Source organism: Streptomyces sp. NPDC058246 (genome assembly GCF_042881985.1).
Taxonomy (GTDB): domain Bacteria; phylum Actinomycetota; class Actinomycetes; order Streptomycetales; family Streptomycetaceae; genus Streptomyces.
The window spans coordinates 1-14,401 of the sequence record NZ_JBHVWZ010000060.1 but is presented as its reverse complement, the minus strand read 5'-3'; the positions used below and the strand labels follow the sequence as shown (position 1 = coordinate 14,401).

8 protein-coding genes are annotated in these 14,401 nt (G+C 72.1%); 5 read left to right on the top strand and 3 right to left on the bottom strand.

All coding sequences use genetic code 11. The features are described 5' to 3' along the window. Positions 1 to 316: 316 nt before the first annotated feature. The gene (locus ACFVXA_RS40300; RefSeq protein WP_390028693.1) at positions 317 to 3,709 is read left to right on the top strand and encodes a BTAD domain-containing putative transcriptional regulator; all 3,393 of its coding nucleotides are present in this window, start codon (positions 317 to 319) and stop codon (positions 3,707 to 3,709) included. Positions 3,710 to 4,001: 292 nt separating this feature from the next. On the opposite strand, the gene ACFVXA_RS40295 is transcribed toward ACFVXA_RS40300, so the two are convergent. Both ACFVXA_RS40295 and ACFVXA_RS40290 read right to left on the bottom strand, forming a co-directional pair. After that, positions 4,002 to 6,065, bottom strand: a complete 2,064-nt coding sequence (locus tag ACFVXA_RS40295; RefSeq protein WP_390028692.1) for a sigma-70 family RNA polymerase sigma factor — start codon at positions 6,063 to 6,065, stop codon at positions 4,002 to 4,004. A gap of 469 nt (positions 6,066 to 6,534) precedes the next feature. Further along, positions 6,535 to 7,314 carry a TetR/AcrR family transcriptional regulator gene (locus ACFVXA_RS40290; protein WP_383738104.1) on the bottom strand — a complete coding sequence of 260 codons (780 nt, stop codon included), beginning with the start codon at positions 7,312 to 7,314 and terminating at the stop codon, positions 6,535 to 6,537. Positions 7,315 to 7,689: 375 nt separating this feature from the next. Here ACFVXA_RS40290 and ACFVXA_RS40285 point away from each other — a divergent pair, with 375 nt between their 5' ends. The 3 genes from ACFVXA_RS40285 to ACFVXA_RS40275 all read left to right on the top strand — a co-directional run bounded on the left by ACFVXA_RS40285 (position 7,690) and on the right by ACFVXA_RS40275 (position 11,978). Further along, entirely contained in the window at positions 7,690 to 9,066 is a 1,377-nt protein-coding gene (locus tag ACFVXA_RS40285; RefSeq protein ID WP_362029841.1) for an NAD(P)/FAD-dependent oxidoreductase, read from the top strand. Positions 9,067 to 9,313: 247 nt separating this feature from the next. Continuing rightward, positions 9,314 to 10,969 carry a SpoIIE family protein phosphatase gene (locus ACFVXA_RS40280; RefSeq protein ID WP_383738107.1) on the top strand — a complete coding sequence of 552 codons (1,656 nt, stop codon included), beginning with the start codon at positions 9,314 to 9,316 and terminating at the stop codon, positions 10,967 to 10,969. A gap of 193 nt (positions 10,970 to 11,162) precedes the next feature. Beyond that, positions 11,163 to 11,978 (top strand): class I SAM-dependent methyltransferase, encoded by an 816-nt coding sequence (locus tag ACFVXA_RS40275; protein ID WP_390028691.1) that lies wholly within the window; start codon positions 11,163 to 11,165, stop codon positions 11,976 to 11,978. Positions 11,979 to 12,074: 96 nt separating this feature from the next. Here the strand turns inward: ACFVXA_RS40275 and ACFVXA_RS40270 are convergent, their stop codons facing one another. After that, the gene (locus tag ACFVXA_RS40270) at positions 12,075 to 13,346 is read right to left on the bottom strand and encodes an MFS transporter (protein WP_383748521.1); all 1,272 of its coding nucleotides are present in this window, start codon (positions 13,344 to 13,346) and stop codon (positions 12,075 to 12,077) included. Positions 13,347 to 13,491: 145 nt separating this feature from the next. On the opposite strand from ACFVXA_RS40270, the gene ACFVXA_RS40265 reads away from it, so the two are divergent. Further along, on the top strand, positions 13,492 to 14,040 hold the full coding sequence (locus tag ACFVXA_RS40265) for a MarR family transcriptional regulator (RefSeq protein ID WP_362029853.1): 549 nt from the start codon (positions 13,492 to 13,494) through the stop codon (positions 14,038 to 14,040). Positions 14,041 to 14,401 lie beyond the last annotated feature (361 nt).

The following is a 14,401-nucleotide window of genomic DNA, read 5'->3' as shown; positions in this document are numbered from 1 at the left end:
ATGGACACCTCTGCTTGCTGTCACGGTGGTCCTTGCCTGTGACCACGTACGCGACGGGCTGTGATGTACCGGCCCACCCCCTTCCGCCGGTGGGCGGCTTCAGCCCGTCCGGCGTTTGAGGACGAGGCCGTTCAGGCCGATGCGGGGGTCTGGGGGCGGCAGCCCCCAGGTACGGGACGGGTAGGGGCGGAGGGGGCGAAAAGATCGAGGCCGGGGCCCGGTTCCGGGTGCGGGGGAGGCGGGGTTCGGCACCGGCGTCGCGCGGCGCGCGGGGAAACCCCATGACCTGGGCGGCGCCCGCGGTGAGAATGGGTGGGTGCGGTACGGGATTCTGGGGGTCACCCAGGCAGAGGACGGTCAGGGGACCCACGCCCCCCTGGGCGGCCCGCGCGTACGCGCGCTGCTCGCGTCCCTGGCCCAGCACCCCGACCGCACCATCACGCCGGAGACCCTGATCGAGGACGTATGGGCGGACGATCCACCGCTCGACGCCCCCGCGGCGTTGCAGGCCCTGATCGGCCGCCTGCGCCGCGCCATCGGCAGGGACGCGGTCACCTCCGAGGCGGGCGGCTACCGCCTGCGGGCCACCCAGGACGACGTCGACCTGTTCGTGTTCGAGCGCCTGGTGGCCGAGGGCAAGGCCGCACTCGACCGCGGGGACGCCCACGTCGCCGCTGCCCGGCTGCGGAAGGCCCTCGCCCTGTGGCGCGGCCCCGCCCTCGCGGACCTTCCCGACCGCACCGCCGCCACCCGCCCGGAGGCGCTGCGCCTTGAGGCGACGCGCACCCGGGTCACGGCGGACCTGCTCCTCGGCCGCGCCTCCGACGTCGTACCGGAGCTGAAGGCACTGACGGAGGCCCACCCGTACGACGAGGCGCTGCATGTCCTGCTCATCCGCGCCCTGCGCGACGCCGGCCGCGGTGCGGATGCCCTGGCCGCGTACGAGGAGGTGCGCCGCGGACTGCTGGACGGCCTGGGCGCGGACCCGGGGCCGGAACTGCGCGCACTGCACGCGGCGTTGTTGGATCCGGGGACGGGGACGGGGACGGGGTACGGCGGACCCGCCGACCCGGGCACCCCCTCTCCCGCTCCGCGGAACGGGAACATTCGTCCTCGTCTGAACTCATTCGTCGGGCGGGAACCCGAACTCGGCGCGATCCGTTCGGATGTGCAGAGGGCCCGCCTGGTCACGCTGACCGGACCAGGCGGTTCGGGAAAGACCCGCCTCGCCGAGGAAGCCGCCGCCGGGCTTCCGCAGGCGTGGCTGGTCGAGTTGGCCCCGCTCGACCGGCCCGAGGCGGTCCCGGGCGCGGTGGTCAGCGCCCTCGGTCTGCGCGAAACCGTGCTGATCACCAACGAGATGGCGGTCCCGCAGGACGACCCGGTCGCCCTGCTCGTCGAGTACTGCGCAGCGCGCAGCCAACTCCTGATCCTTGACAACTGCGAGCATGTCATCGACGCGGCGGCCGAGCTCGCCGAGACTCTGCTGACTCGCTGCCCCGGACTCACGATCCTCGCCACCAGCCGTGAACCCCTGGGCGTGCCCGGCGAGTTGGTGCGCCCGGTCGAGCCCCTGCCGCCCGATCCCGCACGCCGCCTCTTCATGGAGCGCGCGTCGGCCGTCCGTCCCGACGCCGACGCCGAGCCGCACGACGCGGCGGCCGTGGCCGAGATCTGCCGACGGCTCGACGGTCTGCCCCTGGCCATCGAGCTGGCCGCCGCCCGGCTGCGGCTGCTCACCCCTCGGCAGATCGCCGACCGGCTCGACGACCGCTTCCGCCTGCTCACCTCCGGGAGTCGTACGGCGCTGCCCCGCCAGCAGACCCTGCGCGCCGTCGTCGACTGGTCCTGGGACCTGCTCGACGAGCGGGAGCGGACCGTGCTGCGCGAGGCGTCGGTGTTCGCGGGCGGCTGGGACCTGGTGGCCGCGGAGGCCGTGTGCACCGGGCCCGCGGCCGACCTCGTCGGGGCGCTCGTCGACAAGTCCCTGGTCGTCGCCACCCCGTACGACGAGGAGGGCAGCGGCGGCATGCGGTATCGCATGCTGGAGACCATCCACGAGTACGCCACCGAGCGCGCCGCCGAGGTCCCCGAGCTGCGCGCGGCGGCCGAGCGGCGCCACCGCGCGTGGGTGCGCGCGCTCGCCGAGCAGGCCGAGCCACTGCTGCGCTCCGCCGAACAACTGCCGTGGATCCGGCGCCTGGAGACCGAGCTCGACAACATCCGGGCGGCCCTCCACCGCTCGATCGTCGCCGCCGACGAGGAGGAGGCCGGCGCCCTGGCCCTCGCCATGGGCTGGTTCTGGTGGCTTCGCAACTTCCGCCGCGAGGGCACCCAATGGACGGACCTCGTGCTGCGGCTGGGGGCGGCGATCGACCTCGGCGCGCTCCCCACCGCCGGCAGGACCACGGCTGCGGGGCTCGGGGCGGGCGCGCGCCCAGGCGGGCACCCGGGGGGCGCCGGTGACGCCACCTTCGCCGAGTTGGACACCGTCGATCCGGTGGCGGTCTTCCTGGACGGCCCCGAGAGCGACGAGCACCCGTTGCGCGGTGTGCGGATGCGGCTGCGCATCTTCCACCTGTTCATGAAGGTGGAGGTCGACCCGCTGGAAGCGCGCGAGAACGGCCCGATGCGGGAGTACATCACGCGCGTGCGGGCCGCCTTCGAAAAGGGCGGCCCGGACGCGGCACGCATGCCGGGCATCGTCTGGCCGCTGGCCGCCTTCTTCCTCGGCGACCCGGACGGCATGCGGTACGCCATGGACGCGGCGGTCGCCAACTGCCGGACGTACGGCGAGGAGTGGGACATCGGCGTCTCTCTGATGTTCCGTACGCACATGGTCGTGGACGCGCCGGGCGGTATGCACGGCGTGGACGACGACCTGGCGGAAATGCGGGTGCTCAGCCGCCGGGTGGGGGACCGATGGATGCGGGCGCAGGTGTGCAGCGCGGCCGGTGAGGCGGCCATGGCGCGCGGCCTTTTCGACGAGGCGAAGGGGGAGTACGAGGAAGCGCTACGGCTTGCCTTCGAGGTGGGGGCGTATGCCGAGACGCCGTTCCTCATGGCGCGGTTGGCCGAGATCGCGTACCGCGCGGGTGAGCGGTCCAGGGCGCTGACCGCGCTGGAAGAGGCGAACGCGGCGGCCGATCGATACGGGGTGATGGACTCCAGGGCGTTCGTCCACATGCTCCGGGCTCAGATGGCGCTGGACGACGGGGAGATCGGCCTCGCACGCGAACTGTGCGAGCAGGCGCGCGAGGAGAGCGCCCGAGGGACCCCGCCCCCACAGTTCACAGCGGCGCTGAACTGGGTGGACGCGCTGGTCACGGCCGCCGAGACAGGACCGGAGCGCGGTCTGCGGAAGCTGCTCGACGCCCTGCGGGAGGCGGTGGACGAGCGGTGCGCCGACGTGGTGGTGGCGGGCCTCGCCGAGGCCGCGGCGGCCCTCCTCGCCGAGCTCGGCGACCATCCGCCCGCGACCCGTCTGCTCGCCGCCGGCACGCGCTGGCGCGGCGGCCACCTGCGCCCCACGCACGAGCGCGCCGACGCAGAGCGCACCGAGGCCGCCGCGCGGGCGGCCCTGGGACCCGTCCGCTACGAGTCCGAGCGGGCCACGGGTGCGGCCTTCACGACCGACGAGGCCCTGCGGGACCTGTCCGAGGCGCTGAAGGGGCACGTCACGAGCAGCACCTCACCGCACGGCCCCTGACCGGCACCTCACCGCACGGCCCTTGACCGGCACCTCACCGCACGGCCCTTGACCGGCATCACAGCGACGACGACCTCATGGGCATCACAACGACGACGACTTCAAGGACTCGGCAGGACGACGACCTCATCGGCGCCGTGGAGAAGGTGATCTGACCGGCGCCGTGGAGAAGGTGACTTGACCGGCACCGCGACGACGACGCTCGTGGGTGCGTCGGCGACGACGCTCGGCGGTGCATCGGCGACGATCTCATCCCAGCGTCGGCAACCCATCCCCCGAACCGGGGACGGTCTCACTGGCACAGGAACTTCGACTCCGCCCAGTCCGCCAGCGCCGCCGAGTCGAACGGCGAGTGGGGTTCGACGACGAGGCGGATGGTCTTGTGGCCGGTGAGGTTCACATGGACGGGGATCGCCCGGTCGCCGCCCTCGATCAGCGGCGACTGCCACAGCTCAGACCCGTCGGCGTACACGGAGAAGCGCACCTTGCCGAGGCCCATCGTCAGGTCGTCGATGCCGACCATCGCGTCGTACGAGGTGCAGCTGCGATTGAGGTCGATGGTGACGGAGGACTGGCCGTGGACGGTCACGCCGTGCGCGTACTGGCTGTTCGCGACCGACACTCCCTGGCGCTGCCACACCCAGCTGCTCTCGCCGAGCCGCATCTCGGGCTTGGTGTGGTCGCCGCTGACACCGTACGACAGTTCGCTCCACTGGTAGATGACCGGCGCGGGCGGCGGCACTGGGGGCGGGGTCGGCGTCGGTGTGGGCTTCGGCGTCGGTGTGGGCGTCGGGCTCGGCGACGGCTTGGGTGTGGGCGTCGGAGTGGGTGTCGGCGTCGGTGTCGGCGTCGGGGTCGGTGTGGGCGTCGGTGTGGGCGCCACCACCACTACCGGAGGCTTCGGCGCGGGTGCCTTCTTCGGCGGCTTGGGCGACGGCAGGGGCGCTTCGACAGCGGGAGAGGCGGCCGGTTTCGCATCGGGGGTCCTGGCGGGGCTGCCGTTGCCGACCAGGGCGAGCGCGACCGCCGCCGCGGCCACCGCGACGACGCCCGCCGCGATACCGGCCTTGACCGGCGCGCCGATCCCCTCGGAGGCCGCCGCGCCGCCACCCGCGCTCGCACCGCCGGAGCTGCCGCCGGCCGCTGCCGCCGCGCCCGCCGCCCCGGCCGCACCCGCTCCGGCGCCACCGGCGATGAGCGCCACGGCCTTCGCGTACCCGGCTGCACCGAACCAACCGATGACCGCGACCGGCACGACCGCGGGGATCCCGCTGGCGACTTCCTTGATCTGGCCCGCGGCGAGCCGGCACTTGGCGCACTCCTCCAGGTGCTTGCGCAGCCCGCGCTCGGCCCGGGTGCGCAGCCCGCCACGGGCATAGGCGCCGAGCCGGTCCGCGTAGCGCGCGCACTCCTCGTCCATGGTGAGCGTGGTGCTCACATGTGCCTGGAGGTAGGCCTGCTTGAGGCCCTCGCGGGCGCGGCTGGCGAGCACGCGCGTGCCGTTGGCGTCGAGTCCGAAGAGCGTGGCGACCTCGCTCGGCGATTCGTCCTCGACCTCCGTGTGCCACAGCACGGCCTGCCAGCGCTCCGGCAGCGAGCGGAAGGCCTGCATGGCCATCGACTGCTCGGCCTCGTGCATCGCCCGTACGTCGGCGCCCAGGTCGAGCGTGTCGTCGTCGGAGACCTCGGAGGTGCGGGCGGCCTGTGCGGCGAACACGGCGAAGTCGTCGACCAGTTGCTCCCGCTTCGCCGACTTCGTCCAGTTCGCGGCGACACGGCGGACCGTGGTCAGCAGATACGCGCGTACGGCGTGCTCGGGGCCGTGGCCGCGGCGCACCGCCTGGAGCATCCGGGCGAACACCTCGGCGGTGAGGTCGTCGGCGGTGTGCGCGTCCCGGCAGCAGGTGCGGGCGTAGCGGCGCACGGCCTCCGCATGGCGCCGGTACAGCTCCTCGTACGCCGTGTCGCCGCCCGCGCGCATCCGCTCGATCAGATCGGCGTCGGACGGCGGCAGTTCGACGGGGGGCGGCATGACACTGCCGTCACGCCGGTCGAATCGGTCACGCTGCGCCGGAACGCTGCGGTCGGGCGTGCCGCCGCTCAGGGCGCCACCGGACAGTCCGGCACCGGGAGCAACGGCCGGCGACCCCGGTCCACTCTGCGGTCCGCCCTGGCTGGGCACCTGCGGTGCCGGCGGCCCGCCGGTCTCCGCGCCGCCGCTCGCCTCTGTGCCGCCGCTGGTTTCCGTGCTGCCGCCGGTCTCTGTGCTGCCGCCGGTTTCCGTGCCGCCGTCGGTTTCCGTCCCGCCGTCCGCGTCACCGTCACCGAGTGACTCGTCCCGCCCGTCAACGCTCATCGCGGAAAGCCCCCGCCTGCACACTCGGACCCGAATACCGGGAAAGAGTGCCACACGCTTCAGGGGTGAGGCCCCCTAGTACGGACCAACCACTCGTCCGTGGGGACTTGCCACTCGACAGCACTAGCGGTCACACGTTTGGGGAATAGTCAACGAACTCTTCCCGCGGAGGACCTGCCGCAATGCCTGAAGTGCCCAATATGTAACCGGCGGAAGCCGTGCTGCGCTGTTCCTGACATGCGAGTGACGCAGCACCCGCGCTCAGGAAGCCCAGCCCGCCCAGCCACTCCGGAACACCCGGCACCCGGGAAACCCCGGCGCCTCGGGAAACACCAGGTACCCCGGGGACACCAGGCCCCCAGGACACCCGGTACTCAAGCCGCGCTCACGCCGGATCGGTACTCAAGCCGCGCTCACGCCGGATCGGTACTCAAGCCGCGCTCACGCCGGACCGGTACTCAAGCCGCACTCACGCCGGACGCGAGCGCAGCCCCTCCAGCAGGATGTCGAGGAGCCGGGCCGAGGCCGCCGCCTGCTGATCCGCGTCCGGCAGCGAGGGCGCCGCGGTCGCTATCACCAGCAGTACGTCCGCCACGGTGACGTCCGCCCGCAGCTCGCCCGCCGCGCGCGCCCGCTCCACCAGCCGGCCCACCACCTCCAGCAGCGCCGCCGCGCCGGCGTCGTCCGCCGCGACCACCACCGCCTCGTCCTCGGGCGCGGGCCGCTGCTCGACGAGCCGCAGCTCGGGCGTGGGCTGGGACCGCTGCTGCGGCACCCGCGCCTCGTCCGCCTCGACCCCGTCCTCCGCGACGCCGACCCGCAGCACCTGCGGCGGCAGCAGCCGCCCGGCGCCCGAGGCCACCGACGTGCGCAGGAAGCGCGAGAGCGCCGACCACGGCTCGTCCTCCTGGCCGAGCGCCGCGCGTGCCTGGTCGGTCAGCCGGGAGGTCTCCTCCTCGGCTATCCGGCGCACCAGGACGTCCTTGCTCGGGAAGCGCCGGTACACCGTGCCGACACCGACCCGCGCGCGCCGTGCCACGTCCTCCATCGGCGCGCCGTACCCCAGCTCGCCGAAGACCTCGCGGGCCGCGCGAAGTACGTGCTCCAGATTGCGCTGTGCGTCCACGCGCAGCGGTGTGGTCCGCGATCCTTCACCCGGACCGCGGCCGATGCCGCTCGCCGCCGCGTCGACCGTGCCACCGGATGCGATGGCAGACGCGGAAGACCAATGAGAGCCCTGAATGTGCATAAGCGTTCCCCCGGTAATGACGTCTCCCCCCGGAGACTCTCCCCGCCATTGGTAGCCGGAGCGTGCGGAACAAGCTTGTGTGCACGAGCCCGTCCTGCGGACTCGTCGAGCGCATCCCCCTACACCCCGTCGACACACGAACATAGTTGAGAGGGGGTCAATTCAGAAGGGGCAGGTTCCGCACGGAGCGCCCCCCGATCGGAGTACGGGGCGGTTACGTCCCGATTACGCCCCCTCCGTCAACCCCTCTCACCCCCGCTGACCTGCGCTTCTTCCATGCACGCCGGCAAATCGGCCAACCCTGCGCGTTGTCGGCGCCCGGTCACACAAATTGCCGGGCCTGTGGACAAACTCCGGAGCTGGGTGCGTCATGGGATGGTGAAGGAACGTGCGCGCATTCTCATTGTCGGCGGCGGCTACGTCGGGATGTACACCGCTCTGCGTCTCCAGCGGAAGTTGAAGGCCGAGCTGAAGCGGGGCGAGGTCGAGATCACGGTCGTCTCGCCCGACCCGTACATGACGTATCAGCCGTTCCTTCCCGAGGCCGCCGCGGGCTCGATCTCGCCGCGCCATGTGGTCGTCCCGCTGCGCCGGGTCCTCGACCAGTGCCGCATCGTCATCGGCGAGGCCCAGTCGATCGACCACGCCAAGCGCACCGCGACGGTAACCACCCTCGCCACCGAGGAGGAGGGCGCGGGCGCGGTGCAGATCACGTACGACGAACTCGTGCTCGCCCCCGGCTCGATCTCGCGCGCCCTGCCGATCCCCGGTCTCGCCGACTACGCCATCGGCTTCAAGACCGTCGAGGAGGCCATCGGCCTGCGCAATCACGTCATCGAGCAGATGGACATCGCCTCCTCCACCCGCGACCCCGCGATCCGCGACGCTGCCCTGACCTTCGTCTTCGTAGGAGGCGGTTACGCCGGCGTCGAAGCGCTCGGCGAGCTGGAGGACATGGCCCGCTACACCGCGCGCTACTACCACAACGTCCAGCCCGAGGACATGAAGTGGATCCTCGTCGAGGCAACGGACCGCATCCTCCCCGAGGTCGGCGAGGCGATGGGCAAGTACACGATCACGCAGCTGCGCCGCCGCAACATCGATGTACGCCTGGACACCCGCCTCGACTCCTGCGCGGACCGGATCGCCGTCCTCAGTGACGGCGCCCGCTTCCCCACGCGTACGGTCGTGTGGACGGCCGGCGTGAAGCCGCATCCGGTCCTCGCCGCCACCGACCTCCCGCTGAACGGGCGCGGACGTCTCAAGTGCACTCCCCAGCTGACCGTGGACGGCGCCCCCCACGCGTGGGGCGCGGGAGACGCCGCCGCCGTCCCCGACGTCACCGCCGAGCCCGGCAAGGAGACCGCGCCCAACGCCCAGCACGCCGTGCGCCAGGCCAAGGTCCTCGGCGACAACATCGTGCACTCCCTGCGCGGCGAGGAGCTCGAGACGTACTCCCACAAGTACGTCGGTTCGGTCGCGTCCCTCGGGCTGCACAAGGGCGTCGCGCACGTCTACGGGCGGAAGCTGAAGGGCTATCCTGCCTGGTTCATGCACCGCGTCTACCACCTCAGCAGGGTGCCGACCTTCAACCGCAAGGCCCGGGTACTGGCCGAATGGGCCCTGGCGGGGCTCTTCAAGAGGGAGATCGTGTCCCTCGGTTCGCTCGAACATCCCCGCGCGGAGTTCGAACTCGCGGCCGGTGGAAAGCATCCTCTCGACCCGAAGCTCGACCCGAAGGGGTCGTCCTGACCGGACCGAGGAACTCCACCGATCGGGCCGACGTCTGACGGATGTCGGTCCGGTCGGCCAGACTGGTGCACGACCTCGGGCGGCCGCACCGCTCGCCCACCGCCTGCCCGCCGCTCGCTCATCGCTCGCTCATCGCAACCCACGAGGCTTCCCCCCAAGTGCTGTATCCCCCGGGGGCCGACCCCCGGACCCCGGACCCCCGGCCGACCCGCGCCGGCCGGAGCCGACCAACACGAGGCAAGGATTCGTGAACTTCACGCGCTGGAGCGCCCGGCTCCCCGGAACGCAGCGCCGCGCCGCAGCGCGGACCGAGCACCCGGTCTCCCCCGACCGCCGAGGGGACGGCTCCGTGCCGGCGGCCCGCGCCGAGCAGCTGACCGACGACGCCCCGCCCGTGCTCGCCGTCGACGAGCTGCCGGTACGCGAGGTCCTCGACCGCGTCCCCGCGCTCGTCGCCCTCGTGCACGGCCCCGAGCACCGCCTCGCGTACGTCAACGACGCCTATACGGCGGCCTTCGGCGTACGCCCCGTCGGCGAGCCCGCGCGCGAGGCGCTGCCCGAGCTGGACGAGCTCGGCCTGCTGCCGCTCCTGGACCAGGTCCTGCGCAGCGCGAAGCCCCGTACGGTCAAGTCCCGCAAGGTGCCCGGCGGCCGCTCCTACACCTTCACCTGCACTCCCGTCGACGCCTCTCCGGACGGCCAGGGCGGCGGCGTCCTCGTCTTCGCCACCGACGTCACCGACCACGCCGAGGCCGCCGAGCGGCTGCGCACCAGCGAGCGCCGCCAGCGCGAGACGGCCGTCACCCTCCAGCGCTCCCTGCTCCCCCAGGAGCTGGAGGAGCCCGACGACCTGCGCATCGCCGCCACCTACCAGCCCGGCGGCACGGAGGCCGCGGTCGGCGGCGACTGGTACGACGTGATCACCCTCGGCGGCGGCCGCACGGCCCTCGTCATCGGCGACGTCATGGGCCGCGGGGTCCGCGCGGCAGCGGTCATGGGCCAACTGCGTACGGCCGTACGCGCGTACGCCCGCCTCGACCTCCCCCCGCACGAGATCCTGCAACTCCTCGACGGCCTCGCCACCGAGATCGACGCCAACCAGATCGCCACCTGCGTGTACGCGATCCACGACCCGAACGAGGGCCGGCTGGTGTACGCCTCGGCGGGCCACCTGCCCATCCTGGTCCGGGACGAGAGCGGCGTCGTCCACCGCGCCGACGAGCCCACCGGACCGCCGCTCGGCACCGGCGGCTGGCTGCACGCGTCCGGCTCGGTGCCGCTCGGCCCCGGCTCGACCGCCGTGCTCTACACCGACGGCCTGGTCGAGCGCCGTGACGAGGACCTGGACGAGGGCATCGCGTCCCTGGAGCGCGCCCTGGCCGGCGCCACGGGCACCCCCCAGGTGATCTGCGACCGCCTGGTCCGCTCGGCGGGCGTCACCGCCGACCATGACGACGACGTGGCCGTCCTGGTCCTCCAGCACCCCTCCCGTACGGGGCCGGACGGTGAGCTCTTCCGCAATGCCGCACTGGAGTTGCTCGGGGGCGTGGAGGCGGCTCCACGCGCGCGTGCCTTCGCCTCCGGCGTGCTCACCAGTTGGCGCTTCCCCGGTGACCTGCACGATCTGGGCGTGCTCGCCGCGAGCGAGCTCGTCGCGAACTCGTTGCAGCACGGGACGCCACCGATGCGCCTGCGCCTCCGGCGCACCGACCGGCGTCTGATCATCGAGGTCACGGACGGCGACGACCATCTGCCGCGGCGGCGCCGTGCCGAGCCCGCCGACGAGGCCGGGCGGGGCATCGCCATCGTCGCCACGATCGCCTCCGGCTGGGGGTCCCGACGCACGCCCGGTGGCGGCAAGGCGGTGTGGTGCGAGTTCGCGCTACCGCGCGGGGGCAGTTGAAGGCCAGGGCTGGCCGGTCGGCTGCGAGTATGCGGGTCTGCGGGTCTGCGGGTCTGAGCTCTGCGGGTCTGAGGTCTGCGGTGCGTGGGGGCTTGTCGCGCAGTCCCCCGCGCCCCTTACGGGGCACCCTGCTTACGGGGCACCCCCGCGCGGCACCTGGCCGTCCGCCCCGCACGGTGCTAGTAGCTCCCCCATGGCAGACGAAACGGGCTTTCAGCTCAAAGGGAGTGCTCCCGAGCGCTACGAGCAGTACGCCGCGCCGTTCATGGCGCCCTTCGTGACGGCGATCCTGGACGCCGCCGACCTGTTCCCCGGTGCCAAGGTCCTGGACCTGGCCTGCGGCACCGGCTTCGCGGCCCGCGCGGCGGCGGCCCGAGTCGGCCCGGCGGGCCGCGTCTCGGGCGCGGACGTCAACAACGGCATGATCAGGGTGGCCAGGGAACACGCACCCCGCATGTACCCGGACATCGAGTTCACCGCGGCCCCCGCCGACAAACTCCCCTACGAGGACGCCACCTTCGACGCGGTGGTCTGCCAGCAGGGTGTCCAGTTCTTCCCCGACCTGGACGCCGCCTTCGCGGAGACGGCCCGCGTGACCCGCCCGGGAGGGCGCTTCGCCGCCACCGCCTGGGCCCCCAGGGACCTGATCCCGTACTTCGTGGCCCAGTACGAGGCCGTCAGGGAGTACGGCGGCCCGGAGCTCGCCGCAGACTACGAGGGTGCCTTCTCCGGCACCGCCGAACGCCTCACCACCGCCCTGCGCACCGCCGGCTTCCACGACGTCACGGCCCACCAGGTCACCTTCGGCGTCGCCTTCCCACCGCTCGCCGAGTACGCCCCGGGCCAGCTCTCGTCGACCTCCTGGGGCCAGGCCATCGCCGATAAGGCCGGCGACGACGCCCTCGTACGGGCCGGCCGCGCGGTCCACGCCCACCTCGCCGACCGCACCGCCCCCGACGGCACCGCGACCCTCCCCTTCACCACCAACCTGGTGACAGGAGTCCGCTGACGGACGACGACGGCCGCGACCACCGGGGCGGTGGTCGCGGCCGTCGTCAATCGCCCGTGATCGTCCGTTGCGTCAATCGTCCGTTGCGTCAGCCGGTCAGGCGCTCGCCCGGACCGGCTCCGCCGGTGTCCCGCCCTGTGCGACCACCCGGCTCCGCGCCGGCGACGGCTGGTTCTGGAGGGGGGTGAGGTGCCGCCCCAGCCGCACGGCCAGGAACGTGATGCCGAGCGAGAAGAGAAGGAACGTGACGACATACGGGCCGTGCAGCGAGGCACCCATCGGACCGCCCACCGCGGGCCCGACGGCCAGCGCGAGCTGCTTCACCAGGGCGAAGGCCGAGTTGTACTGACCGGCCATGCCCGACGGCGCCAGGTCGGCGACCAGCGGAGCGACGGTCGGCGACAGCATCGCCTCGCCGAGACCGAAGAGCGCGTACGTCGAGACGAACGCCGCCGTGGCCATGGTCCGGCTGCCGTGCCCGAGGCCCGCGTAGCCGGCCGCGAGCCACGCGACCGCCCAGATGAGCCCGACCGCGGCGATCACCCGGGACCGCTTCCGGCGCTCGACGAACTTGAGCACCGCGAACTGCGCGACCACGATCATCGCCGTGTTCGCCGCCATCGCCGTACCGAGCGCGGATGTGGAGATCCCGGCCGCCTCGACGCCGTACGCGGAGAGACCCGACTCGAACTGTCCGTAGCAGGCGAAGAACAACACGAAGCCCAGCACGGACAGCTGCACCATGGCCCGGTTGCCGAGCAGCTGCTTCCAGCTGCCGCCCCTGGCCTGCGGCGCACCCTCGACCTTCGGCGCGCGCGGCATCCGCACGGTCGACATGATCACGGCCAGCAGCAGGAACATCGCCGCCTCGATCGAGAACAGCAACGTGAACGAGCCGGCCCGGGTGGTGTCGACGATATGGCCGCCGATGAGCCCGCCCACGCCGAGACCCAGGTTCTGCAGGAAGAACTGCATCGCGAAGGCACGCGACCGCGTCTCCGCGGTGGAGCAGTCCACGATCATCGTCGCGAGCGCAGGCTGCATCACGGCCTGACCGGCACCGAGCGCCGCGGCCGACAGCAGCACGGTGGTGGCGCTGTTCGCGAGCCCGAGGCTCAGCGCTCCGATGGCGGCGGTGACCAGTGCGGCGAGCAGGACCGGCAAGGGGCCGCGGCGGACGATGGCTCGCCCGGCGAACGGCAGTACGACGAGAGCGGCCACGGCGAAGACGGCGAGCACCATGCCCGCCGTCATGGAACCGAGCCCTCGCACCTGCGCCACATAGACGTAGAGGAAGGGGACGGTAAAGCCGAGCCCGAACGCGCCGAGTGCGTTGCCCATGTGGATCCGGCGCATCGCTGCGCCCATCGCCCTGGTCACTTTCACCTGCCTTGGTCGTGAAGCCTTCATTGCACAGAGATGCAGACCTGAAGACTTCGAAGCTAAAGTTTGAGCTTGAACTGTACACCTCGAAGGACTTCAATACCAAGTGACTCCGTGCGATACTCGGGCCATGGGCGACATCCCCGGCGTCACTGAGCCGACACTCGACGAACAGATCGCCGCCTACCAGCGCGAGTTCCGGGACCTCGACCCCCAGGTCGAGAAGATCGTCTCGGCGCTCTCCCGCCTCAACCGGCGTATGAACGTCGCCTACGGCCGTCAGACCGCCGCGCTCGGCATCAGCAACGCCGAGTGGGAGGTCCTCAAGGCCCTCGTCCTCTCCGGCGCTCCGTACCGGATGGGCCCGAGCGACATCGCCAAGCGACTCGGTCTCACGCCGGCTGCGATGACCCACCGCATCGACCGCATGGTCGCGGAGGGGCTGGTCACCAGGGAGCGCGACGAGTCGAACCGCGTGCGCGTCATCGTGGAGCTGACGGACGAGGGGCGCGAGAAGTGGCTGGAGGCGATGCGTCTCGCGTCGGGCTTCGAGGAGGACCTGCTCCAGGATCTGTCCGCCGATGAGCGCGGTGTCCTGGGTGAGGTCCTCACCCGTCTTCTGCGCCGGGTGGAGCACGCGCAGCCGGACGCGGGCGGCCGGCTCAGCGACCTCGACTGAGGATCCCGGGCATCTCCTGAGGGCTTCCCGGCCGCCGAGTAAAAGATCTTGACAGGGGCGGTTGACACTGCCCTGCCCGATCCGTAAGATTCTTCGAGTTGCCACGGAGCCGTAACGGTTCTGCGGTAGCACCTCCGCCGCGGATGCGGCACCCAACCACCAGCACGATCTCCCCACGGGATTGATTTCGGCGTGCCCGAATTCAATTCGATTTGGGGTCGGCGGCCCGATTAGGAACTGCCGAACGGATCCGCTAAAGTTTGGGACGTCGGAACGGCCCAACAGCCGCGAAGACAAGCCCCGCTGACTGGGAATCAGGCCCGAAAGGATCTGATAGAGTCGGAACCGCCGGAAAGGGAAA